Origin of the sequence: Kitasatospora sp. NPDC002965, from assembly GCF_040611255.1 — a bacterium.
GTDB lineage: Bacteria > Actinomycetota > Actinomycetes > Streptomycetales > Streptomycetaceae > Kitasatospora.
In genome coordinates, this window is sequence record NZ_JBEXNT010000001.1 from 176,274 (window position 1) to 198,650 (window position 22,377).

Here is a 22,377-nt window from a genome sequence, read left to right on the forward strand (position 1 = left end):
TTCTTCGACGTGGTCGGACGGCCTCGACAGGAGCTTCAGGGACTACCAATCATGGCTGGCCACCGGCCCCGGTAGCAGCTCGAAGCGACGTCACCGGACCAGATCACCTGAGACAACACCCGGCATCCAACCGTCCAGGACCAGATCACCTGAGAATCTCGGCCACCCAGCGTCTCAATTGATCTGGTCGCTGCGGGTCACAGCCCTACCCGCAGACCAGATCATCTGAGATAGGACAGGGAGAGACGGCGACGGATTCAGGGAGCACCGGCCAGCGGACTCTCGGTCCACTCGCCGCCGGGCTCGCTCCGGTGGAGAAGCGCCGCGGCCGGGCGTCCGGGGTTGTTGCGGCGCATGTACTCCAGCCAGTTCTCCCGCTGCTCCTCGGTCCTCTGCAGGACCCTGTGCCCGTCCTCGTAGAGCACCCCCCACAGGCAGAGGTCGTCCTTACGCCGCTGGACCTCGGCGATGTGGGCGTTGTGCAAGTCGCAGCCCCTGCCGCCCACGGTCTCCCACCACTGGTCGACCAGGTCGTCGTGGTCCCCGTAGAAGGAGCGCATGCTCGTGAAGTCCACCGCGACCTCCTGGAGCTCGGGGGACTCGAAGCGCGGGGGGTAGTTCTCGTAGGCGTAGCAGAAGCCCTCCCTGTCGACCTTGCTGTCGAAGGCCACGAGCTCCATGAAGTCGAAGTCGGACAGGGCGGAGGGGTTGTCGATGCCGGTGTCGGTCATGCCGATCTCCCTGAGGTTGTGTGTCGGGTGGCGGGGCCGCCGGCGGATGCTCCCGCTGCCGGGAGCGCCGGCCGGCTTGCCTACGGCTGCTCCGGCCCTCGCGCCTCGTGCAGGTACTTCTCGGTCGTGACCGGCTTGAGCGCGAGGATCGCGGCCAGCTCGTCCGCCTCCAGGTCCGGGTTCTCCCTCAGGAGCTTGGCGGCCTGCTCGTGGCGCTCGGCGGCCTTGTCCTCGGGGCGGGCGTTCTCCCGGCCGAGCTCGTTGAGGTACCTGTTGGCGGTGGTGCCCCCGATGCCCAGGCGCCGGGCGACCTCGCTGCCGCTGATGCCCGGTTCAGCCTGGACGAGCTCGCGCACCGCCATGCGCCGGCTCTTCGTGTCCTCCCTGCCAGGGACGGCCGGGCCGAAGACTTGGCGAAGATAGCGGTAGGCGGTGCCCTCGCTCACCCCCACGGCGTCCGCGATCTCCGTAACGGGCCTCGTATGATCCTGTTGGTACAGCGTGCACACCCGCGTTTTGCGTTCGATGCTCCTTGCCTGCCTGGCCTGGTGGGCAGCCTTCAGCCGCTCCTGCCAGCCAGCCGCGACGGCTTGGCCCTTCACGCCGCCCACGGGCTTGCGGTCCTCGGTGTTCCACTTCTCGATGGTGCAGCGGTACCAGAAGTCGACGCCGTAGAAAGTGCGGTCCGGGTCCGGGAGCCTGGTCTTCTTGACACTGCCGTAGTCCGGGTTGTTGGCGGCCTTGATCCCGGCGTAGTAGGACTGCCAGGTCGCCTTAGTCAGCCGCTGGTCCTGCGGCACGGCCAGGCGGGCCTCCTCCAAGGTGAGGAGCTCGTGATCGTTGACGAAGTCCTGCAGTTCGTCCTCGGTCATGGCATCCAACTGGTCATCCGTCAGGTCGACCAGTTCACCATCATCGATCGCCCGGTCGAGCCAGGAACGGAGCACGCTCCACAGCTCTTCGTCGCAGTAGGTGCTGTAGTCCGGCAGGTTGGGGAGGGTCTCCAGTCGGACGTACTTACCCGACCCGATTGCTTGCTTGTCTTTGCGCAGGTTGCGAGCGTGGGCCTCAGCCTGTTCCAGGTCGTAGAGCGCCTTGGAACCGCGCCCGCCGCCGGCCACCGGTGTGATGGCCTTGAAGGCGTTCCTGTTCAGTGAACTGATGCTCCAGCCAGTCAGAGCAGCCAGGCCGTCGCGGTCGATGACCGTACGTCCGATCATGATCATGATGTTCTCCGGAAGGGCTTATGGGAGTCGCCGGGCCGGCTCGCCTACGGCTGCTTCGGTTCCCGGGCCTCGCGCAGGTACTTCTCGGCCGTGACCGGCTTGAGTCCGAGGATCGCGGCCAGCTCGTCCGCTTCCAGGTCCGGGTTCTTCGTCAGCAGCTTCCGCGTGCGCGCCAGCCGCTGCTCCGCCTCCTCGCGCTTCGTCGGGCCGGTCGGCTCGCTGGGGTCACGGCGGTAGGCTGCCGCGGTCTCGGCGGTCACCCCGAGGCGTGCGGCCAGGTCCTCGTCCGTCAGGTCCGGGTTCTCCCGCAGGAGCTCGGTGGCCTGGGCCCGGCGCTTGGCGGCCTTGTCCTCGGGGCGGGCGTTCTCCCGGCCGAGCTCGTTGAGGTACCTGTTGGCGGTGGTGTACCCGATGCCCAGGCGCCGGGCGACCTCGCTGCCGCTGATGTCCGGTTCGGCCTGGACGAGCTCGCGCACCACCGCGCGCCGGTGCTCGGTCTCCTCCCGGTCGGAGGTGTCGGAGCCGGCAACCTCCTGGAGGTAGCGGAACGCGGCCCGCGGGCTGACTCCGACGATGCCCGCGATCTCGGGGACCGTCAGCTCCGGCCTGTCGCGGTGGAGCGCGTTCACCTGCGCGCGCCGCTCCTCGCTCAGGGCGATGATCTCCTGCATGGACTCACTGGGCGCCCAGGTGCTGTTCTTGCTTCCGGCCGGGCGGTGGCCGCCTGCGTTGTCCCCGACCCTCCGGCGCTGCTCCGCGTCCCAGCGCACGATCGTCTCCCGGAACCAGAAGTCCATGCCGAAGAAGGTCCGGTCCGGGTCCGGCAGGCTGGTGACCTTGGTCCTGGCGTAGTAGGACTCCCAGGTCTTGGGCGTCGGGCGGCGCTCCTCCGGCACCGCCAGGCGGGCCTCTTCCAGCGTGAGGAGCTCGTGGCCGCTGACCCAGTCCTGCAGGTCCTGCTCGCCCATGGCGTCCAGGTTCTCCATCGTCAGGCCGACGACGGTGCCGTCCTCCTCCTGCTGTTCGAGCCAGCTGCGGATCAGCCCGCGCAGCTCGTGCTCGGTGTAGGAGCTGTAGTCCGGCAGGCTCGGGATGGCCTCCGGGACGATCTGCGGGCGGTCCTTCTTCATCCGGGCCACCGCCTTCTCCTTCTGCAGGTTACGGATGAGAACCTCGGCCTGCTGCAGGTCGTAGAGCGCCTTGCTGCCGCGGCCGCCGCCGGCAACGGGGGTGAGCTGCGCGTAGGCGCCCATATTGCTCAGCGAGCGGACGTGCCAGCCGGCCTGGGCGGCGAGCTCCTCGCGGTCGATGACCTCGCGTCCGAGCATGATCATGTTGTCCTCCTGAGGGACTGGGTGGAGTTTGGGTGAGACGCCCAAAGTGACAAGACTATGTCTACCATGAATTTTACATCGAAGCTACTCCCGGCGCGCCGTCCGCAGCCCCGGGATGCCGCCGAATCCGGAAACGGCCAGGCCGGACGGTGCGCCGGCCCGATCCGGTGCCGGAAGAAATCACCCCCGCACACGCAACGGCCACGGTGTGTCGGCGACGGCCATGCGCGAGAGGACGGCAAGGGCCAGATCGGCGCCGCACACCTGCACGCCCGCACCGCCGTGGCCGCCGCCCTCGGGCCCGAGCGCACGCAGCCCGTGCGGCGCCTGCCCGAGCCGGGGTGCGGGCGCCCAGGCCGGCCAGGAGCGCGCCGCCGGCAGCGCGCCGACCCCCGGGGTCCCGGCCGGGTCGGCCGTGAGCGCCACCTCCAGCGACAGGGGATCGACCAGAACGGTCAGGCAGCCCCCGGGCAGGTCCAGGACCAGGCACTGCCGTCCGACGTGCTGCACGAACCGGCCCGGCACGGCCGCCGCCAGATCCCGCAGGAGGTCGCCGGCGGCCTCCGCCCGCTGCTCCTCGGACAGGGCCCGGGCCAGGCCGGCGTCGAGCCGGGGCAGGTGCGAGCGGACGGCGGCCTCCGCCAGGCGCTCGGGAAGGGCGCCGGCACCGGCCGCGATGGCGAAGCCGCCGCCCGCGGCGGGCCAGGGCGCGAGGGCCACGCCCTCCGGCAGGGCCGCCAGCAGCAGGGACCGCTGTCCGTCGCCGACCGAGGCGGCCTTGTGGCCGCGGAAGGTGACGTCGGGTTCCCGCCGGCTGCGCCAGGTCCGGCCGGGCCTGGCCGGCAGGTGGGCACCGACTGCGCGCGCCAGGTCGAGGCAGTCGACTCCGTCGGGCATGCGGTGGGGCTGCGACATGATGGGGCTCCTGTCGAGGGGCGGGCCGGCCCCGGACGGGGCGGGCGGGGTGGGGCGGCGCCGTGGCGGGCGCCGCCCCGGTTCAGGAGAGGCCGGGGCCGACCAGGTCGGGGCCCAGCGCGTGGACGTCGAAGGTGATGAGGCTGCGCGGGATCCTCTGCTGCTTGGACACGTAGACCTGCTGGGCGAGACGGCCGACCACGATCACGCGGCGGCCGGGCGGCAGGGAGGCCGCCGCCTTCGCGGCCGGGCCCCGCACCGTGCACCGCAGCCTCTCCGGCACCTCGTAGCCGCCCGTCCCGGTGCTGCCCTGCTCGTGGGCGATGGTGAACAGGACGACGGTCTCGCCCGCGTCGTTGGTGCGGGAGTCGATCGCCGCGATCGGGCCGATGAAGGTCTCAAGGCGATCCGGCACCGGGTCGAGCTGGACGAACGAGGACGTGCCGGGCTCGTGGTCGGGCGCCTGGTGCAGCGCCGCCCGGGCCTTGCGTGCGCCCTCCGAGTTGCTCTTGCCCCGCGCCCGCCCGTGGATCTCCCGCACCTCGGCGAGCAACGTGATGGCCTCGTCCCGGCGCCGCGCCGTCTCCGCCTCCTGGTCGTGGGCCGCCTGCGAGCACAGATGAGAGTGCGCGCCCTCGATCTCCGCCAGTACGACGTTCACGGCCGCTGACACGCCCCCGCGCAGCCGCTTGCGGGAGAATCCCCACTCGCCGTCCTCGGACTCCAGGAGCACCAGTGAGATCGCGGGCCAGCCGCACTCGTCCAGCGGGCCGAGCAGGACGTCAAGCTGACATGTCACCCGCGTGTCGTGCAACGGCTGCCACTCGTACCAGCTCCAGGCCGTGCGCGAGAGTAGGAACGCGTAGGCGTTTTCGTCGGTCGGGTCCTGGCCGCTGGCGTGCAGTTCACCGACGTAGGCCGCCAGATGGGAGAGCTGCCAGCCGATGGCGTCGAGGTGCGGAGCCGGAACGGACATCGTCAGGATGGACACCGCGCCGGAGCGCCGGGAGATCCGCAGGCGCAGCACCAGCAGGTCGTTCGAGGTGTCCCGTTGCCGCTGGGCCGGGTGCACCTTGGCGGCCGTGGCCGGACTGGTCGACGACATGACGGTCTCCTTGCGTATGGTTCGATCGCCTTCCGGTAGCCAACCGGCCTGACAAGAGAAAGGCTACCATGAATTAGTCATTAGGTCCCGGTGTGGGAGGCCCACTCCTCCGGAATCCGGCACCTGCCTGCGTCAGAGATCGACCACCGGCAGCAAACGGCGGGGCGGGGCGGAAACCGACAGCTCCGGCAGCCGGCGCGGCTCCTGCTCCAGCGCCCAGACCAGCTTCTCCATCATGCGCGCGAACTCGGGCCCCTCGTCCTCGATCACCATCCCCGGCGCCGGCGCACCGGGCCGCCTCGACAGCGTGATCAGATCGGCCATACTGACGTCCGGTCGGAAGGTGTCCCCTCGCACCTCCTCCACCAGGGCGATCGCCTCCGCGATCCGCGGCCGCCGCCGCGCCCCCAGCAGGCTGTCACGCCGGCTTGCCAGGAAGCAGCTGGAGCACGAACACCGGCTCGACCCCAGCCAGTCCAGCGCCCCGGGCTCCGAGTCGTAGCACCAGTGCCACTCGTATGCCCGCTCCACATGGAGCGACCGCACCCGCGCCTTCGACCACTCCTTCACCGGCAGCCACTCGTCCACATGCCGCGCCGAGTTCGACTTGACGGTGCGGTAGGACAGCCGCCGAGATCGGTCCCTCGACTCCTCACCCCGCAGCCCCAGCACCTTCAGGACCCGCACCGGCCGGCCCAGCACCGGCCGCAGCCGCTGGACCTCCGGTGTGTGCGAGGACTCCTCCAACTGCTCCTTGAAGCCCTTCGTGCAGTAGCGCGTCCCCAGACGCATGAACCGCCCGTACAGCGCCACGTAGGTCAGCAGGTCGTAGGGTTCCAGACCGCCGGCACCGTCGTCGCGCATCTTGGTGCGCTCCATGTGCCGCTCGCGCGGAACACCGGACTCGCTGCTCTGCTGCGCCGCCAGCTCGGCGACGCTGGCGTAGCGGCGGCCGCCGAAGGTGACCGACGGCCACTCCATCGGGCCGAGCGAGGCGTGGAACGTCCAGACCCGGTCGGCGACGCCGGCCGCTTCGGCGGCCTCCATCAGCGCGTGCTGCATGACGCGCGAGTCCGCGCCGCCCGACAGGTTGCCGCAGATGATGTCGTAGTCGGCGAGATCCGGCACCGGGCCGGAGGTGATCGTGGTGATGCTGTTCATCAGCTTCCTCAGGGAGAGCGGAAGGGCGCACGGGCGGGCGCCGGAAGAGAAGGACTTGGGGTCGGTGAGGCGAGGACCCGGGAGCTGCCGCTCGGGACCCGGCCCGGGGACCTGTTGGGTGCGGGCCCGCGGCCGGGGCGGGACGGCCGCTCGGAAGGCGGCCCGAGCGGACCGGAGGATTGCCGCTCCCGGCACAGACGCCTTCGGGGACCCGGCCCGCTCACGGAGGCGCCGCGGCCGGCTCTCCGGATGCGCTATGGTTTAAGTACCTTCACGAGGGGTTGAGCTCAGCTCCCTCTCTCGCGTGGGTTCGATTGGAACGGCGCTGGGTTAGCCCCCTCCCGCAAGGGACCCGCAAGGGCAGCGCCGTTCTGCGTTTGCTGGCAGCGCACGACGCCGCCGGGCAGGCGAGGGGCGGAGCGTTGCCGCCCCGCCCCGTACCCCTACGCCTGCGGTGCCGGGTCCTCCTGGCCGTCCGGCACCTCGTCATGTCCGACCAGGCCCGAGTCGGCCCGCTCCTCGGCCCCCGCGCTCGGCGCGCCGTCCGCCTCGGGCCCCTCCTGGACCCCGTCGCCCCGGTCGTGCCCGGCCTGCTCCGGCCCGCCCTCCTCCTCGTCCTCCCGGCCGGGCTGCTCCGGCAGGGGGGCCTCGGTACTCGGCCGGGACTTGGACTTGGCCGCCTCGACCTTCTCCTTCTTCTCGACGGCGGCCACCATCTCCTTCTCGATCGCCGACAGGGTGTACCCCTCGGCCTTCAGGAAGCGCAGCCACTCGGCCGTCCAGCCGTCCGCCACGGCCCAGTGCTTCTTGCGGCTCATGTGAAGCTCGAAGCCCATCGCGACCTGGGCGAAGACCGCGTTGAAGGTCCGGCGCTGGCGTCGCAGACGGGCGTTCAGGCCGTTGAAGAAGCCCCGGGGCCGCTTGTACACCTCCGCCTTGAACGGCTCGTCGAAGAACACGGCCAGCAGCTTGGCGTTGCCCGGCGAGACGGCCTCCGCGTACCAGGACGGCATCTCGGTGACCACCTGCATGGTCAGGGCGACGGCACGGTCCGACAGCTTCTCCGTGACCAGCTTCTTGACGAACTTCCCGCGCACCCCCCGGGCTGAGGCCTCCTTCGCGTTCTTCTCGGCCACCTGAGCGTTGGTCAGCTGCCCCGGCTTGAGGGCGAGGTCGGCCCGCTTGTGCTTGTTGGCGCGCCAGTCGGCGCAGGCGAACACCACGTCCCCCGACCAGTCCAGGGCGAAAGCCCGACCCGGACACTGGGCACTGTGCTGCTCGGCGTCGAGCGGCCTGCCCTCCCCGTCGAGCAGGTCGGCCAGGAGCCGGTCCGTGCTCCCCGGCTCGTACCAGGACCGCTTGTGGACCTCCACCAGCCCCCTGGCCGCCCACTCGGCCCGGATCGCCGCGTTCGCCGCCCGCTGCTCCTTCTCCTGGAGGAGTTCCTGCATGGCGTGCTGCCAGTTGCCCCTGTCCTTGGAGCCGGACCGGACGTCCTCCTTGCGGGCCCTGGCCAGGTCCTCGACCGCCCCCGGCACGTCCGCGACCTCGGCGAGAGCGATCTGCTCTTCCAGGTCGAACTCGTACTGGGCGGACTTCCGCTGCACCTCCTTGGGCAGGGCGGTCGCCTTGTGGGCGTTCCTGACCTGCTCCACCGTCAGACCGGCGGTCGTCGCCGCCTTCTGGAGCGCGGCGTCGTCCAGGTCGAGGAGGTTCAGCTGCTCGGCGGCCTGGACGACGTCGGGGAGGGTCATCGCCTGGCGGAGCAGGTTCTCCTGGAGGGACTTCGCGACGGCGGCCGCGACGACCTCGGCGGACTGGCCGATCAGGTCGGCGCGCACCATACAGGGGACGGCGAGGATGTCGTCCTCGCGCCCTTCGTCGACGCACTTCTGGGCGGCGGCTTGGGCGCTGAGCATGCGGATCTGGCCCGCCAGGACGCCGTAGGTGCCGTCCAGGAACGGGCGGACGATCAGGGGGATCTCAACGCCGTCCGCCTCCACGGAGGCCAGCATCGCCTCGTCGGGGGCGGTGTCCTTCTTCTTGCGGACGTTGTACTCGTCCAGCACGAGCTTGCGCGGGTCCAGGTAGTGCAGCTCGCCCACGCTGCGGTAGCGCAGGCCGTCGGCGGTGCGGGGCTCGGTGTCGACGGTCTCGGGAACGGTGATGGTCATGCGGTGTGCTGTCCTTACGTGGTCCGATTGCCATCCGGGAGCCACCCGGCCTGACAAGAGAAAGACTACCATGGAAAGTGCATCAAACGAAGGGGGTTCAATGCCTTCCAAGGGCGGCGCGTCAGTCCGGCGAACCACCGGGCAGCGCCTCGGGAGCCGCCGTGTCCTCGCGGCCCCAGTCCGCCACCATCACCCAGTGCCGCTCCCCGGCGTGCCGGCGCAGCAGCGGCCTGCCGCGACGCTGCGCGGCCTGCTCGGCGCCCTCCCAGTCGTTGGCGAACAGATCCAGGCTGCCGTACCGGCCGGGGACCGCCCAAGCGCACGCACCGGCGCGCTCGGACGGCTCGTAGAACACGGTGTCGTCCTGCACGTCGACCCGCAGCGGAACGGTGCCGCGTTCCGCCGGCCGTTCCACCAGGGCCGGGTGGGCGGTGTCCAGGTCGATACTGACCCGCAGCTGGCCCAGCTCGTCGACGTAGACGAAGACCATGACGCCGGCCACGGTGACGGCCGGGAGAGTCCCCGGCTCGTCCCGCCGTGCGGGCCAGAAGCGGGCGGTGCGGTTGAACTTGGCGCGGAGCCTGGCGGAGATGGGCATGGGCGGTCCCCCGGGTCGGTCAGTAGCGGTCGATGTGGAAGGCGGGCGACGGCAGCAGGGAGATGACCAGCGAGGCGTCGAACGGCGGCTCCTGGTGCTCGCCGGCCTCCGCGAGGTAGGCACGGACCATCTCGGTGGCGAAGCTCTCGCCCGGCTCGCGGAGACCGAAGTCGACGGTGCGCCGGCTGTGGTCGACCCCGAGGACCTCCACGCCGTTCGGCGACCACGTCTTGCCGTCGTACTCGTCGTAGGTGCTGAGGCTGCGCATCTCGCGGGGTGCGGGCCAGCCGCGCTCACGGCACACCTCGGCCAGGTGCTCGGCGGCCGCCAGCACGGCGCGGCGGTGCAGCTCGGAGTGAGCCGCCGCGATCAGCGACTCCAGGGCGGTGTCCCGCATGAGGTGGAGCCGCGTCGGGCCGTGGCTGGTGGCGCGCCGGCCGAGAAGGCGGCGCCGGATCCGCGTCCAGGGGCGGAGTCCGCGCGGGCGGACGTTCCGGGCGCAGCCGGGCGCGTCCAGCTCGATGCCGCGCAGCTTCCCGTCCGGGGTGCGGAGCGAGGCCTCGGCGTCCTGGGCGTCGATGCCGACGTAGACGGTCCCGTCGTCCTGGACCTGGAAGCCGACACGGAATCCGGCGGCGGCCAGCACGGGGAAGCTCTCCGGGCAGGCCGGGTCGGCGGGCAGGAGGTAGGCGCCGGCGTGCAGTGCGGCGATCTGGCGTTCGGTGAGGGTGGGCATGGGTCTCCCCTGAGTTCGGTGGGTGGTGGGAGGCGGGAGGTCTCCGGTGGTGCGGGCGCAGCGGGTGCGCCCGTCCGGTGGGCGGCGGCCGGACCCGCGTGTGGTGGGTTCGGCCGCCGCCTGTCAGGGGAGGTGTCAGTCGGTGGTGATGGTGAGGCAGGTCAGGGGTACGCCGCGCAGCCGGAAGTTCTTGGTGCCGGGCGGCACCTTGAACTTGGTCTGGCGGGCCCACCGGAGCTGATCGGTGGAGTCCTCGTCCAGGTCCAGATCGGCACAGTCGCCGTCGATCGACGCCACGGTGCCGCTCAGGCCGACGAGGTACTTCTGCTTGATGCCGCGAGTGGTGACGCGGGCCTCGACCGCGACGGCGGCCGCGCGGACCTTGGCCAGCATGTCGCGGCGGTCCCTGACGGCCGCGCCCACGCGGTCGAGGTCCGCCTCGGTGGCGTCGGTGAGGATGAAACGGGTTGCGTCGGCAAGCGACACGGGGCCTCCAGTGGTGCTGTTGCACGGTTCGATTGTCGTCCGGGAGCCACCCGGTGTGACATGAGAAAGACTACCATGGATAATGCATCAAACATAGGGGTTCGACGCCTCCACGGCAGGCCCGAGGATCGGGATGCTGCCCTCGTCCTTCGCCATCGGCGGGGCGGGGCCGGGCGGGCGGAGGGGTCCGCCCGCCCGGCGGCGGGTCAGCGAGTACGGGCGAGGAAGACGCGGGCGGCGGTGACGAGGTCTCCGCCGAAACCGGCCTGGAGCCTGGCGAGCGCGCTCGGCCCGTACCGCTCGACCATGTCGCAGCCGATGGTGATGCAGTAGGCGGGGGCCGGAGCCGGGTGGTGGTCGTCGAAGACCTGACCGTCGGCGAACGCCCGGAGGATGTCGATCCCCGTGTCCCACCCCTCGGCGCCGAGCAGGCCGTACTCCTCGGTGAAGTCGGGGTAGATCCGGGCCAGGTCCTGCGGCGTGACGTCGGGCGACACCAGCCCGTTGACCAGCGCCTCGGCGACCTTGTGGGCGGTGGCGGTGAAGATCCACATCCACCCGTTGGTCTCTTCGCCGATCAGCTTCTCCAGCGGCGGGAAGGGCGGTGCCGTGGCGACGGCGTGCTCCTTCCGCAGCCAGTCGCGCAGTACGGCGATAGTTCGGGTGTGCTGGCGGACGGCCTGCCGGGCGGTGCGCACCTCCCAGGCCCCGGATTCCACGACCTCGTGGTGCGCGTCCCTGAGCATCCACAGCACCGCGTGGCCCGGGTAGTCCGGCCGGAGGTACAGGCGGAAGTACGCCGGATAGTCCGGAACCTCCTGCGGGTGCAGGAGGAACACGCGGTGTGACGGGTGGCGCGGGCTGGTGATCCTCACGCCCAGCTCGATCTCCACGCTGTAGTCGTCGGAGAGGTGTACGACCTTCGCGGGCATGCCGCTTCGGCGCAGCGCCCTTGCAAGGGGATGGGCGGGGGAGAGTGCAGTGGGCACGGGCAGTCCTTCGCTTCGGGGGTGGTTCGATTGCCTTCCGGGAGCCACCCGGCCTGACAAGAGAAAGACTACCATGAAAAATGCATCCAATGAGGGTTGGCCGACGCTCTCGCGTCAGCCAACCCCCAGGCGGGAGGCCTCGCCGTCCGGCTCGCCGCCCCGGGTGCGGCGACCGCTACACCGCCGCCCGCAGCCCCGCCTCGACCGGCTCCGCACCGGCATCGGGAGCGGGGCCGGCCGCGGTCCGCCAGGCCGTCTCGAAGCCCGCCCTGGCCTTGGGCAGCACCGTCGCAGGGGCGGTGACGAACTGGCGCTCCCGGCTCGGGTAGCTGTCCGCGCGCCGGACGGTGACCACCCGGTCGAAGCCGAGGTCGTACCCGGGGACCGTGCTGGCCACGTGCTCCAGGGCGCGCCCCGGCCGGTCGGCGAAGCGTTCCAGGTCGGCGAGGGCCTGGCGGCGACTGAGGATGCCGATCCGGCGCACCGAGCGCCAGACGTTGCCCTTGACCTGCGGGTCCGAGCAGAGCGGGTCCCGCCGCAGGCACCGCGCCCCGCTGAGGGTCTGGCAGACCTTGCAGCGGGGCAGCTCGGAAGGGGGTGCGCCGGATTCGACGGCCAGCTTGCGGCAGCGCGCGCACCGGGGGCCGTGCCAGGTCTTGCAGTGCTCGGAGCGTCCGGGTGCCAGCACGCGGCGGACCTCGTAGATGCTCCAGGGCTCGGAGTCGAGCCGTTCGGCCAGCAGGTCGAGCGCGGTGCAGTTGCCGGCGCGGTGCAGTTCCTCCCGCAGCGAGGACTTCGCGTACAGGGTGAAGCGCGGGTTGAGCGCCTGCGCGGTGTACTCCAGCAGCGCGGCCTCGGCGATCTGCCGCGGGAAGCGCCTGGAGCGGGCCATGTGGTCGGGCAGGGAGCCCGCGCTGACCGGGTAGGGGCATGCCCAGCAGAAGCTCTTCGGATACGAAACGCCAAGGCGGGACTTGAGGTAGGCGAGCAGCGCGGGGCGGTCCCAGCCCCAGTTGATCAGCGGGTACCAGGGCCTGCGGCCGGGTTTGGGGAAGGAGGTGTCGACCCGGGCGCGGGAGGCCTCGCCGGCCTCGAAGCCGACGACGTGCCGGTAGGGGCCGTGCAGGTTCTGCTTGAACCAGAGGTCCAGGGGCTCGCCCTTGGCGCGGACACTGCACAGCCGGCTGCCCCCGTACATCGGCACGGTTCCCGACTCGCTCAGGTCCAGCAGCAGGCTCCATCGGCCGGAGGTGTGGATGCGGGTGGGGGCGCGGGTGTCGGAGAGGATTTCGACGCCCGACCGGGCGATGGAGTGCCCGCCGCGGGCGATCTGCACGTAGCGGACGCGGTGGGTGCGCAGCAGCGGCAGGATGTGCTGCTCGGCGAGGGAGGCGCTGTCGGGCCACTCCATGCCGGTCATGGCCGTGATCACGATGAGGTCGGACAGGTCGGGCCGCAGGCCGTAGGCGGCCGGGTTCTCCAGGAACCGCAGGATGATCGCGGTGGAGTCGGCTCCGAGACCCCAGCTGACGACCGTCGTGCCGCACGGCTCGGGCTCGGGGAAGGAATCGGCGTTGAACAGGACAAGCTGACTGGACGTCATGACGGGTGCACTCCATCCGGTGCGGGCGGACCGCGCCGGGTTCGAAGGAGGGGGAGGAGTCCGGCTGCAGGTCCCCGGGTGAACGGGGCCGGTGGCCGGGAAGGCCTCTCCGCGGGCAGGTCCTGGCCCGGGCGGGAGGGTGGCGCCGGCCGCGCGGCGCGGGGAACGGGTGCGCGATCGGCCCCGGCCGCCGCCGCCCTTGCCTCTCGGGGGCGGCGGCAGCCGGGGGGCGTCACGCGGTGGTCGGGGCTGTGGCCAGCCGGGCCAGCGACCGGACGGCGGCGGGGACCGAGAGCTGGGCCATGTCGACGTCGGCCATGCCGTGCGCGTAGAGCTTGACGATGGGGCCGGGGCGGCCGTCGGTCAGGTAGGAAAGGGGGACGGCCAGGTGCTCGCCCGGCCCGAGGGTGCTGGTGTCCAGCGCCCCGAGATCGGTGACAGGCCCGGTGGGCGAGGGGTAGTCGATCGTCTCCATGTCGAGCGCGGCACGGACCAGCCGGTCGGCGCTCGCGGTGGACAGACCGAGCGCCAGGATGCTGACGTGCATCGGGCAGGTGACCAGGGCGACCACCTGGCCGCCGCCGAGCGTCCCGGCCACGGCCATGGAGGCGGAGGCGGACTCCCAGCCCGCCTGCCAGCCGTCCTGCGGGCCCAGCGCGGGTGCCGCCGCGATGAGGGCGTCCACGGCGCTAACGCGCCCTTCGTTGACGTTGACGGACCAGAGGAAGAGGGCGTCGTCGAGGTTCATGGGGTCTCCAGTGCGGTGCGCGACGGTTCGATTGAGGCCGGTAGCCAACCGGCCTGACAAGAGAAAGACTACCATGAATAATGCATCGAAAGTGCCTCCGTGTGCCGCTTCGGAGCAGGGTAGGCCGTCGGCGCCACGGTGACGCGCGTCCGGCGCGCTCCGATGGACCGCGCATAGAGGTGGTTGCCCCCGTGGTCCAGCCGTCCGGCCCCGATCGCCTCCAGCGCCTCCTCCAGCCACCTGCCGCCCGGCTCCCCCTCCTCCCGCGGCCGCGCCCCCAACACCCGCAGCCGCCGTTCGACCCCCTGGTGCCCGCTCTCGTCCCGGCGCACCTTCATCGCTGCGCGGTCCGTGAGCACCGTGCCGTCCGGCAGGACCACCAGCCGACGCGCCCGGCTCCGGCCCAGGTACGCGAAGTCCTGCGCCGCGTAGACGTGCCCAACGTGCCCAGGCGTGACCACCTCCCTGCCCTGCGGGGTGACCCTGACCCGCGGGTGCGGGTCCGAGTAGGCGACCACTCCCCGCACGCCGCGCCCGGCCGCGAGCGCGAAGGAGGCAGCGCACATCCACGACTCGCCGTTGCTCGGCACCTCGTCCAGGAGCACCAGCCGGCTCAGCTCCACCGACGCCCGGTACGGCTCCAAGGACGGGAACACCCGCGTCAACACCGCCCGCGCCATCGGCACCCCGAGCGCCAGCACGCCGACCAGGCGGCCGCCGTCCGGCTCGCCCGGCCCGGGCGCCGCGGTGAGCAGCTGCATCCCGAACGCCATCCGCACCGCCGGCCACGAACCGCTGTAGTGGTGCTGCTCCACGAACCGCCGCGCCGGCCCGGCCTCCAAGGAAACGCACCGGTACAGGGCCGGATCGAAACCGCCCTCGCTCGTTCGTCTCCAGGTAGCCCGTCGATCGCTCCAGCGCTGACACCAGTCCGGTTCCAACAAGTCCAGCCGCAGCTGCTCCCCGCCGCCGTCGGGAGACGGGGCGATCACGCCGGGCCTCCCGGCTCGGGCTGGGTGCCGACGGACACGGGGTAGTGCACGACGCACGAGTCCCTGGGACAGGGCTGGCCGAGGGCGGCGATGAACTGTCGGTGCACCGCGAAGGCCTCGGCTACCCAGTCGTCGCCCGCGGCGAACTCGGGGCGCCACGCGGCCCACCGCGCGCGCGCCTCGACAAGGTCGGCCAGGCTGTAGAACTCGTTGGCGCCGTGTTGGCGGATCAGGTCGATCCACGAGGCGCGGGCGCGACGGTACGCGCGGTGGGAGCGGTTATAGCCGGAGGCCGGGTCGATGTCATCCATCTCGACCCCGGCAGCAAGGCAGATCGCTGTTCGCGCATCGGCCATGGAGGTGCGGCGGTCAGCCTCGCATACCGAGCAGCAGGGTTCCAGGGAGGCGATGGACATGAGCAAGAAGGTCGGGTTGAACCGGAAGCGAGGCACGCTCTCTCCTTGGTAGTGCGGCCAGCATGTGCTGACCGGTGCGTGGTTGCAGATCACGGTGAGGTGCGTGCGGGGCAGGGCGGCGCGATGCCGTCGGCCTGCCCAGTCGGCGAACTGGAGCCCGGGGTGTGGTCGAGGGTGCCTCCGATGTCGTCGGCGCCCTCGACCGGACGGGCGGTCAGACGGCGGCCAGAGCTGCGGCGCCGCGCAGGAACGCCGCGGCTCCAGCAGCGGTCCGGCCCGGGGCGCTGCCCCAGTTCCAGACCGTTGCCCGGTAGTAGTCCTCGGTGGAGGCGTTCCACCACGGCGGGACCACGACCGGGCAGCCGTGGACGCGGTCGGCCAGGCGCCCCAGGGCGGCGGCGCCGGCAGAGGACCGGTGGTTGTACCCGAGTTGGCGAACGGCCAGGGTCACGGCGTGGGTGATCGTGGCCGGCCCCGTCCGCGCGTCGCGCGCCCAGTCCCACGGGCCCGGGTGCAGCCCGACGTGCTGTAGGTGGGCGGCGGCGAACTCCAGCACCGACGAGGCGGTCGGACGGACGTGCCGCCGCGGGCGCGGGCCGGGTTCGGCCGGCTCGGGCGGTGCGGGCCGGATGCCGGCCTCCGTCACGTGGACCCACAGCGACGGCAGGTCCAAGCCCGGGCCGTCGGGCCCGGTCGTCGTCTCGACCGCCCGGCCTTCGTGGTCGTTGACCCGGACGGAGACGGTTCCGCGCGCCTCGTCCGCGCAGGCGGCGACGCTGTGGCCGCTCGCGGTGACGCCGTAGACATTGCCGTGCGGCAACGCCTCTGTGACGAAGCGCCGGACGTCCTGGGCGAAGGCGTCCCAGGTCGGGCGAAGGGCGGCGGAGTCGGGGAAGGGCATGGTCATGGGTGATCTCTCCTTGGCTGAGACGGAGGGGGCGCGCCGGGGCCGGCTGCCTCTGGCGCTGCTCTCACGTGCGCGCGAGGAACTGCGGGGGGACGGCGTCGGTGAGCCAGACGCCGTTGGCGCTGACCCGGAAGGCGTGCCCCGCGCGCGTCATGGCCGCCGTGTTCACGGTCAGGACGACCGGCCGTCCGCGCCGGGCGCCTACCTGGCGGGCGGTGTGGGGGTTGGGGGACAGGTGGACGTCGTGTCGGGCCATCGGCCGCAGTCCCTCGCGGAGAATCGACTCCACGGACCCCTCGGCGGTGCCGTGGAACAGGACCTCGGGCGGTGCGGCGGTGGGAAGGCGCAGGTCGACCGGAACCGTGTGCCCCTGGCTGGCGCGGATGGACCGGCCGTCCTCGGAGTAGGCGAAGCGGCGTTTCGTGTCGACGGTCACGACGTGGTCGAGCTCCGCTCTGGTGAGCGCCACGCCTTGGGCCGCCAGGGCGGACAGCAGGGCATCGGTCCCGGTCCAGCCCGCGTTGTCGAGGGTGATTCCCAACGGTCCGGGTCGGTGACGAAGGATGTGGGCCAGCAGTCGGCTGGTCTTGATCACTCGCTGCGTGTGCATGGCTTATGTCTCCTGTCGTGGGCAGCCGGGCGCGCCCGGCCGGCGGATCGGTGAGGGGACCGTGCGAGGGCCCGCCGGAACGTCGGGGCGGGAACCCGACGGCGGCGGCGGTCCGGGGGCGGTGCTGCCAGCCGAGGATGCGGCTGGCAGCACCGGTCCCTGCTACCGGTCGTCGGTCGCGCTGGGGTCGAACATTCGGCCGAGCGGGCCGTCTAGTTGGGACGTGAGGTCCCAGGTGAGGGTGGGGCCGTCCCAGAGGTCCGCAGTCACCAGCACCGACTCGACCGTCGGCGGGCCCGGGCGGAAGTCGCCGGAAAGCGACCACTGCACGGTGATCCGGAACTCCGTCCCGGTGTTGTTCCCCAGCTGCCCCGTCAGCAGCAGGGCGATCTGCCGGTCCGTCGCCTCCCGAAGGGACACGTAGTCGCCAAGGATGCACTCGGTGCAGCCGCAGTTGTGGGGGTCAACCGCGTAGGGCGGCTTCTTCGGCCTGGACATGGTGAGCCTCTCGTGGTCGCTGATGCGGTTCGATTGCCATCCGGGAGCCACCCGGACCGACAAGAGAAAGACTACCATGAATAATGCATCGAAGCTACCTCTGTCACACCACCACCGCCTACGCGGCACCACCGGCCCCCGACCCGTCCACCACCGGGCCGGGAAGCGGAACGATCAGGGTGTACACGGCGCGGGGACCCTCCGGCGGCATGTTCCCCGCGAGTTCCGTCAGTGGCTCGTCGAGCTCCTTCTTCAGGTCTTCCGTCACTCGCGACCCGTCACTGAACACGACGACCGCCCCCCTCGGATCCCACCACCAGCCGTCGTCCCAGGAGGCGGACGGAACCTCGATCGACGCGATCCGGACGCCGGCGGCGTCGGGCTCGCCGTACAGCCAGCCCAGAGCCTCCCGAAGGTTCTCGTGCATGACCGCCATGCTGCGCCGCTCCTCCTCATCGAGGACGAGGTTCCTCAGAACGCACAGGGTGGTGCCCCCGGCGTCCCGGAGGGCGGCACGGAAGGCCGGCGTGAGCACGAAGGCGGAAAGGTCGAGGGTCATGGCAACTCCAACGGTGAAGATCTTGACGGTTGACCGGCCCGTCCGGCCCCGGGGTCGGACGGGCCGTCGGGCCGATACAGCAGCCCGAGGATCAGGAGGACCAGGTCGAGGTCGCCCTCGACGTCGAGCGCGGCCTCCGTGGTGTCATCAGCCGCAGCCTCCTCGGCCAGGTGGACGTTCACGACCGTGCGCCCCACGCCGAGCCCCACGAGCGTGTCAGTGCCCGGCACGTTCGGGCCCGGGGTCAGCACCGGGAACGCCGCCGAGAGCCGGGAGTACGCGTTGGCCACGGAGAGCGGAGGCCGCACGTCCTGCGGAGGCAGGGCGGCGGCCAGGGCCCGCACGACCGACCCCAGCTGCGCCCGGGCCTCCAGCAGGACCCGCCCCGGGGTGGTGGAGCAGGCCGTGGCCTCGACGTGCGGCCCGTGCTGCCACGCGACCACATCCGCCCCGGGGAGCATGGCGGCCGTCGACTGGGCCCGGTCCGGAAGGTGGGCGATCAGCGCCGTCATCGTCAGCAGCTGGCGCAGCCTCCGTCGCTCGGGCGTGGCGTCGGGCTCCTCGGGCGGGGTGAGGTGGTCGCGGGCGATCGCGGCAGCGACCGTGGCGGGGGCGATGTGCCTCCACGGGATCAGGGTGCGCGCGACGGGGGCGCCCGGTGCGTCGGCCGTCTGCAGGCCGTAGGGCCAGGCGCGGACCGCGACGCCCTCGGTGGTGCCGGTGAGCAGGATGCGGCGGGCTCGGTCGTTGAGGACGGCCTGCGGGTTTCCTTCGTCGTCGTGTCCGGCGGGGTCGGCCTCCCAGCGGCCTTGGCGCGCGGGCAGCTCGTCTCCCGTGTAGGCGGCGAGCCAGGACATGTCCCAGGTGTGGTCAAGGGTGTTGGCGGTGGTCATGGGCATCCTTCCGGTGGGGGTGTACCGGGCTGTGGCGGGGCGCGGTCCGGGGCCGACGACCGCCGAAGCGGTCGTCGGCCGGGGCGGGCCTACAGGGGTGCGGGGGCCAGTGCCGTCCGGACAGCGGCGTCGCGGGCCTGGCGGCGGCGAAGGCGAGGCGGTACCGCCAGGCCGAGCAGCCCGTACTCCTCGATCACCAGCGCGTTGAACTGCGCGCCGTGGGCCCTGACCAGGCGCTGGACCGCCTCCAGCTCGGCGCGCTGGCGCAGCTCCGCCAGACTCTCGCCAGCCGCCTTCCGCGTCTTGGCCTCCGCTGCCTCCGCCCGCCGGATCCCGGAGGCCAGCGCGGTGCTCTCCGTCAGCCGCGCGAGCAGGGCCGTGCGGAAGGACGCGGTCCGCCCGCGCCACTCGTCGCCCTCCGGAGAGGTGTCGGCGGCCCGCTGCTGGAACTGGCCCTCCACAGTGGCCCGGAGGTGGTTCAGTGCGTCGGTCCAGCGGTCCACGTTGACCGCGTCCCGCAGCGCACCGGCCTGGACCGGGGTCACCTTCCCTCGCACGTCCTGGATCGCCAGGGCGGCGAACTCCACGTCGCCCAGTGCGGCGACCTGCTCGGTCACCGGCAGCGAACTGGCCGGGACGATGGCCTTGCTGGTGAGGTGATACCACCCGCAACCACACTCGTACGGCTCCAGGTGGTGCACGTAGCTGGCGGCGGTCCGGCGGGCGGCCGTCGGCGTGGCGAAATTGGCCTTGCCCGGGGTGGGGCAGCCTTCGGGGGCCGCCGTCTCGACTCGGTTCCTGGTCACAGGTCAGCTCCGACGGTTCGCGGCGGCGCGGATGGTGAGGGCGGCCGCGTCGGCGGTCAGACCCTCCGTCTCGCCCCACGACGAGATGACGGTCCGCCGGTAGTCGGCCTCCGACACCCCGAGCGGCGCGTACAGGTCCGACGTGATCGGCACGTCCGACAGGTGGTCGGACAGGGCCCGCAGTGCCTCGGAGAACTCCGCCGGGTGGTCGGCGCGCCGACGCGCGGCGACCTGGCCCCGGCGGCGCGCACCGGCGCGGATGGTCCGCCCGGCCGTCCGGCGCTGCGCGCGGTCGAAGGCGTGCAGGACGGAGCACGGCGCGTCCGGCGCGTAGGTGGCGGGCGGGCAGGTCGCCCACTCCTCGTCGCTGAGCCCGGTGCCCTGGTGCAGGCCGTTGGCCTCGATGTGGCGGGCGGTCAGTTCCATGACCAGCTCGGTGCGGGAAATGCGGTGACGGCTCACAGGTTCCTCCTGGTGAATGGGTCCGATTGCCTTCCGGGGGCCACCCGGCCTGACAAGAGAAAGACTACCATGAACCTTGCATTGAATGAAGCTGGTTGACCCCTCTCACCCGCCGCCCCCACCGGCGCCGGCAAGCGCGGCCAGGATGCCGGCGAACCGCTCGGGGGTACGGTCCGGCCAGGGCGCCGCGCCGTCCAGGGCGGCGCGCACGCAGGCCTCCCACTCGTGGAAGAACTCCATCAGCACGTCGCTCAGCTCCAGCGTGGCCTCCTGGTCGGTGAAGTCCACGCCGGTGCCCTCCAGCCAGGCCGCCGCCGTTCGGGCCCGCGCCCTGGTGCCGCAACCTGAGGCGAGCCTGACCCGGTTCCGCCAGGGCAGGCACACGCTCCACGGGAGGGGCGCGTAGCGGCCGGCGGGCCGGTAGAGCGCCAGGACGACCGGTTCGCCGGCCACCGGGGACGGTCCGGGGGCGGGGGTCCGGTGACGCTTGAACAGCTCGTCGACGTCGGCCAGGCGGGCGAAGCGGCCACCCGCACCGTTGTCGCGGGCCTCGGCGAGCACCCGGTGCGGGTCGTAGCGGCCGGGGGCGGCGAGCAGGGCGACGGTGGGGTGGGTCAGCCCGCCGACCGCACCGGTGCTCCCGTCCGGCAGGGTGAAGGCTGTGGGGGTGCCGTCGGCCCTGACGGCGGCGACGATGACGGGCTGGTAGTCGGCTCGGTCGGACCGCGGGCCGGCGTCCGGTGCCGGGCGCCGGGTCTCCAGGGTGGCGAGCTGGCCGCGGACGGCCCGCAGCGGCGGGCGGTCGGCTGCGGTGCGGTTGCGGGGGCTGTTCATGAGGCTCCCTGAGGTGTGTGGGTCCGGGCGTTCGCACCGGTCCACGCTGCGATCGCGTCTGCGCAGGCCTGGGCGTCGCGGTAGGCGTCCAGGCCGTGGCCGTCGTAGATGTCTGTGCGGTCGCCGGGGTCGTGGTCGGGGTGGAAGGCGGTGGTCCAGCGGTCGTGGTCGGTGGCCGGGTGGTCGGCGCGGGCGTCGTCGGTGCTGAGGATCTCCCCGCCCGGGACGGTGAGTGCCACCGCCGTGCAGCCGCCTCCGGTGGGCGCGACGGCGGCGGCCAGGCCGCGCTCGGCCAGCGCCAGGACGAGGAGCTCGCCGGCGTTCGCCTCGGGGTCCCCGGCTGCGGCGGCGCCTCCGGGTGGGGGCGTCACCGGCGGGCGGTGGAGCCAGAAGCCTTCACCGGCGCCGTCCAGGACGCGGCGGCCCACCTCCCAGTCGGTGAGGCGCGAGACCTGGTCCCAGGTCCACGGCTCGCCGTTGTGGCGCGACACCTCGGGGCCACTGGTCAGCCACAGTCGGTCCACGGGCGCGGCGGTGAACAGCTCGCCGATGATCCGGCGTTCGACGCGGACGAACACGCGGTCACCGGCCACCTCCACGGCCCGTCCCGGGTTGTTACGGGCCGCGAAGACCGGGCACGTGGTGCAGTCCGGGAACTCCCGGGCGGCGACACACGCGCCGTAGGGCCCCCACTGGCTCAGCCGGGTGTCGCGCCGGCTTCCGTGCAGGGCGGCCCAGGATCGTGGCCGAAGGGCGCATTGGGCGTCGACGCTGCCGATGTGGGCGTTCAGGGACAGGCGGTTCCACCCGCCCGGGGGGCGGGCCGGCTCGGGGGCGGGGAGGTACAGCGGCATGGCGGGGTCTCCGATCGGGAGGCGGGGTGAATGCGGGTCGGGGTGGTCGTCGAACCGGCGCGGGTCCGGACGGTGGGACCTCTCCCGGTCGAAGCCGCAGGCGGCGTGCGCAGCGAAGGATGGTGCGACCGGATCCGTGGGCAGGGTTGGAGCGATCCGGCCCGGGGAAGTCCGTGTGGGGTGGAGCGGCGTGGTGGGGGCTACGGTCGGTCGGTCCCGAACGCGGCGACCAGGCGGGCGGACCGGCGGGCGGCGTCGTTCAGGTAGTTGAAGACCACTTCCGGGGCGCGGTCCAGGACCAGGCGGACGATCTCCTGCCCGGCCTCGCAGCCCTCGTTGTAGTCCTTGCTGTCGTAGTCGGGGCCGCCGGCCAGCCACACCCGCAGGGTCGGCTCGACAACCCGGAGGTCGTTGTCCGGGCCCTTCCAGAGCCGGTGATCGGCGAAGGCGCGGCGGACGGCGGACGCCGCCCAGTCGACGCCCTGTTCGTAGCGGCAGGTGACCGGCTCGGGGCGGGCGAACTCGGCCAGTGCGGCCAGAACCATCTCAGCCGTGATCGGCATGCGACCTCCATGGGAGTGTGACGGCCCGCCGGAGGCCAGGGGGCGGTGGAAGGGGGCGGGGGGGGGGGCGGCCCCCCCCCCCCCCGGGGGGGGGGGGGGGGGGGGCCGCCCCCCCCCGCGGCGGCGCGGGCGGCGCGTGGTGGGGGGGGGGGGGCGCCCCCGGGGGAGGCCGGAAGC

The 22,377-nt window shown here is 72.3% G+C and carries 25 protein-coding genes; all 25 read right to left on the reverse strand.

What is annotated here, in order from left to right; translation table 11 throughout:
• Positions 1-257 precede the first annotated feature (257 nt).
• Positions 258-731, reverse strand: coding sequence for a hypothetical protein (locus ABZY91_RS00880; RefSeq protein WP_355398804.1), 474 nt, complete (start codon positions 729-731; stop codon positions 258-260).
• Between the two features lie 80 nt (positions 732-811).
• The gene (locus tag ABZY91_RS00885) at positions 812-1,957 is read right to left on the reverse strand and encodes a winged helix-turn-helix transcriptional regulator (protein WP_355398806.1); all 1,146 of its coding nucleotides are present in this window, start codon (positions 1,955-1,957) and stop codon (positions 812-814) included.
• A 44-nt stretch (positions 1,958-2,001) separates the two neighbouring features.
• Positions 2,002-3,291, reverse strand: a complete 1,290-nt coding sequence (locus ABZY91_RS00890; protein WP_355398808.1) for a hypothetical protein — start codon at positions 3,289-3,291, stop codon at positions 2,002-2,004.
• Between the two features lie 180 nt (positions 3,292-3,471).
• Positions 3,472-4,206 (reverse strand): hypothetical protein, encoded by a 735-nt coding sequence (locus tag ABZY91_RS00895; protein ID WP_355398810.1) that lies wholly within the window; start codon positions 4,204-4,206, stop codon positions 3,472-3,474.
• A gap of 82 nt (positions 4,207-4,288) precedes the next feature.
• Entirely contained in the window at positions 4,289-5,311 is a 1,023-nt protein-coding gene (locus ABZY91_RS00900) for a hypothetical protein (protein WP_355398812.1), read from the reverse strand.
• A gap of 132 nt (positions 5,312-5,443) precedes the next feature.
• On the reverse strand, positions 5,444-6,472 hold the full coding sequence (locus tag ABZY91_RS00905) for a phosphoadenosine phosphosulfate reductase (RefSeq protein WP_355398814.1): 1,029 nt from the start codon (positions 6,470-6,472) through the stop codon (positions 5,444-5,446).
• Positions 6,473-6,915: 443 nt separating this feature from the next.
• Positions 6,916-8,646, reverse strand: coding sequence for a ParB/RepB/Spo0J family partition protein (locus ABZY91_RS00910; protein WP_355398816.1), 1,731 nt, complete (start codon positions 8,644-8,646; stop codon positions 6,916-6,918).
• A gap of 121 nt (positions 8,647-8,767) precedes the next feature.
• Complete coding sequence (locus ABZY91_RS00915; protein ID WP_355398818.1) at positions 8,768-9,244, reverse strand: hypothetical protein; 477 nt, start codon at positions 9,242-9,244, stop codon at positions 8,768-8,770.
• A 19-nt stretch (positions 9,245-9,263) separates the two neighbouring features.
• Positions 9,264-9,980, reverse strand: coding sequence for a hypothetical protein (locus ABZY91_RS00920; RefSeq protein ID WP_355398820.1), 717 nt, complete (start codon positions 9,978-9,980; stop codon positions 9,264-9,266).
• Positions 9,981-10,115: 135 nt separating this feature from the next.
• On the reverse strand, positions 10,116-10,466 hold the full coding sequence (locus ABZY91_RS00925) for a hypothetical protein (RefSeq protein WP_355398822.1): 351 nt from the start codon (positions 10,464-10,466) through the stop codon (positions 10,116-10,118).
• 206 nt (positions 10,467-10,672) lie between these two features.
• Positions 10,673-11,455 carry a hypothetical protein gene (locus ABZY91_RS00930; RefSeq protein ID WP_355398824.1) on the reverse strand — a complete coding sequence of 261 codons (783 nt, stop codon included), beginning with the start codon at positions 11,453-11,455 and terminating at the stop codon, positions 10,673-10,675.
• A gap of 175 nt (positions 11,456-11,630) precedes the next feature.
• Complete coding sequence (locus ABZY91_RS00935) at positions 11,631-13,058, reverse strand: hypothetical protein (RefSeq protein WP_355398826.1); 1,428 nt, start codon at positions 13,056-13,058, stop codon at positions 11,631-11,633.
• A 232-nt stretch (positions 13,059-13,290) separates the two neighbouring features.
• Positions 13,291-13,806, reverse strand: coding sequence for a hypothetical protein (locus tag ABZY91_RS00940; RefSeq protein WP_355398827.1), 516 nt, complete (start codon positions 13,804-13,806; stop codon positions 13,291-13,293).
• A 68-nt stretch (positions 13,807-13,874) separates the two neighbouring features.
• Entirely contained in the window at positions 13,875-14,648 is a 774-nt protein-coding gene (locus ABZY91_RS00945; RefSeq protein ID WP_355398829.1) for a hypothetical protein, read from the reverse strand.
• Between the two features lie 146 nt (positions 14,649-14,794).
• Positions 14,795-15,214 carry a hypothetical protein gene (locus ABZY91_RS00950; protein WP_355398831.1) on the reverse strand — a complete coding sequence of 140 codons (420 nt, stop codon included), beginning with the start codon at positions 15,212-15,214 and terminating at the stop codon, positions 14,795-14,797.
• A gap of 214 nt (positions 15,215-15,428) precedes the next feature.
• Positions 15,429-16,121: a DUF6197 family protein gene (locus ABZY91_RS00955; protein WP_355398832.1), complete on the reverse strand. Its 693-nt coding sequence runs from the start codon at positions 16,119-16,121 to the stop codon at positions 15,429-15,431.
• Between the two features lie 64 nt (positions 16,122-16,185).
• Positions 16,186-16,731, reverse strand: a complete 546-nt coding sequence (locus ABZY91_RS00960; protein ID WP_355398834.1) for an RNA 2'-phosphotransferase — start codon at positions 16,729-16,731, stop codon at positions 16,186-16,188.
• Between the two features lie 162 nt (positions 16,732-16,893).
• Complete coding sequence (locus ABZY91_RS00965; protein ID WP_355398836.1) at positions 16,894-17,229, reverse strand: hypothetical protein; 336 nt, start codon at positions 17,227-17,229, stop codon at positions 16,894-16,896.
• 118 nt (positions 17,230-17,347) lie between these two features.
• A complete protein-coding gene (locus ABZY91_RS00970; protein ID WP_355398838.1) occupies positions 17,348-17,788 on the reverse strand; it encodes a hypothetical protein in 441 nt (146 codons plus the stop codon).
• Complete coding sequence (locus ABZY91_RS00975) at positions 17,785-18,681, reverse strand: hypothetical protein (protein ID WP_355398840.1); 897 nt, start codon at positions 18,679-18,681, stop codon at positions 17,785-17,787. The genes ABZY91_RS00970 and ABZY91_RS00975 overlap by 4 nt, the downstream gene beginning before the upstream one ends.
• An 89-nt stretch (positions 18,682-18,770) precedes the next feature.
• Positions 18,771-19,487 carry a hypothetical protein gene (locus tag ABZY91_RS00980; RefSeq protein WP_355398842.1) on the reverse strand — a complete coding sequence of 239 codons (717 nt, stop codon included), beginning with the start codon at positions 19,485-19,487 and terminating at the stop codon, positions 18,771-18,773.
• A 3-nt stretch (positions 19,488-19,490) separates the two neighbouring features.
• Positions 19,491-19,949, reverse strand: a complete 459-nt coding sequence (locus ABZY91_RS00985) for a DUF6197 family protein (protein WP_355398844.1) — start codon at positions 19,947-19,949, stop codon at positions 19,491-19,493.
• 105 nt (positions 19,950-20,054) lie between these two features.
• Positions 20,055-20,783: a hypothetical protein gene (locus ABZY91_RS00990; protein ID WP_355398846.1), complete on the reverse strand. Its 729-nt coding sequence runs from the start codon at positions 20,781-20,783 to the stop codon at positions 20,055-20,057.
• Positions 20,780-21,637: a hypothetical protein gene (locus ABZY91_RS00995; protein WP_355398848.1), complete on the reverse strand. Its 858-nt coding sequence runs from the start codon at positions 21,635-21,637 to the stop codon at positions 20,780-20,782. Before ABZY91_RS00995 ends, ABZY91_RS00990 begins: the two co-directional genes overlap by 4 nt.
• Before the next feature lie 200 nt (positions 21,638-21,837).
• Entirely contained in the window at positions 21,838-22,200 is a 363-nt protein-coding gene (locus ABZY91_RS01000) for a hypothetical protein (protein ID WP_355398850.1), read from the reverse strand.
• Between the last annotated feature and the right edge of the window lie 177 nt (positions 22,201-22,377).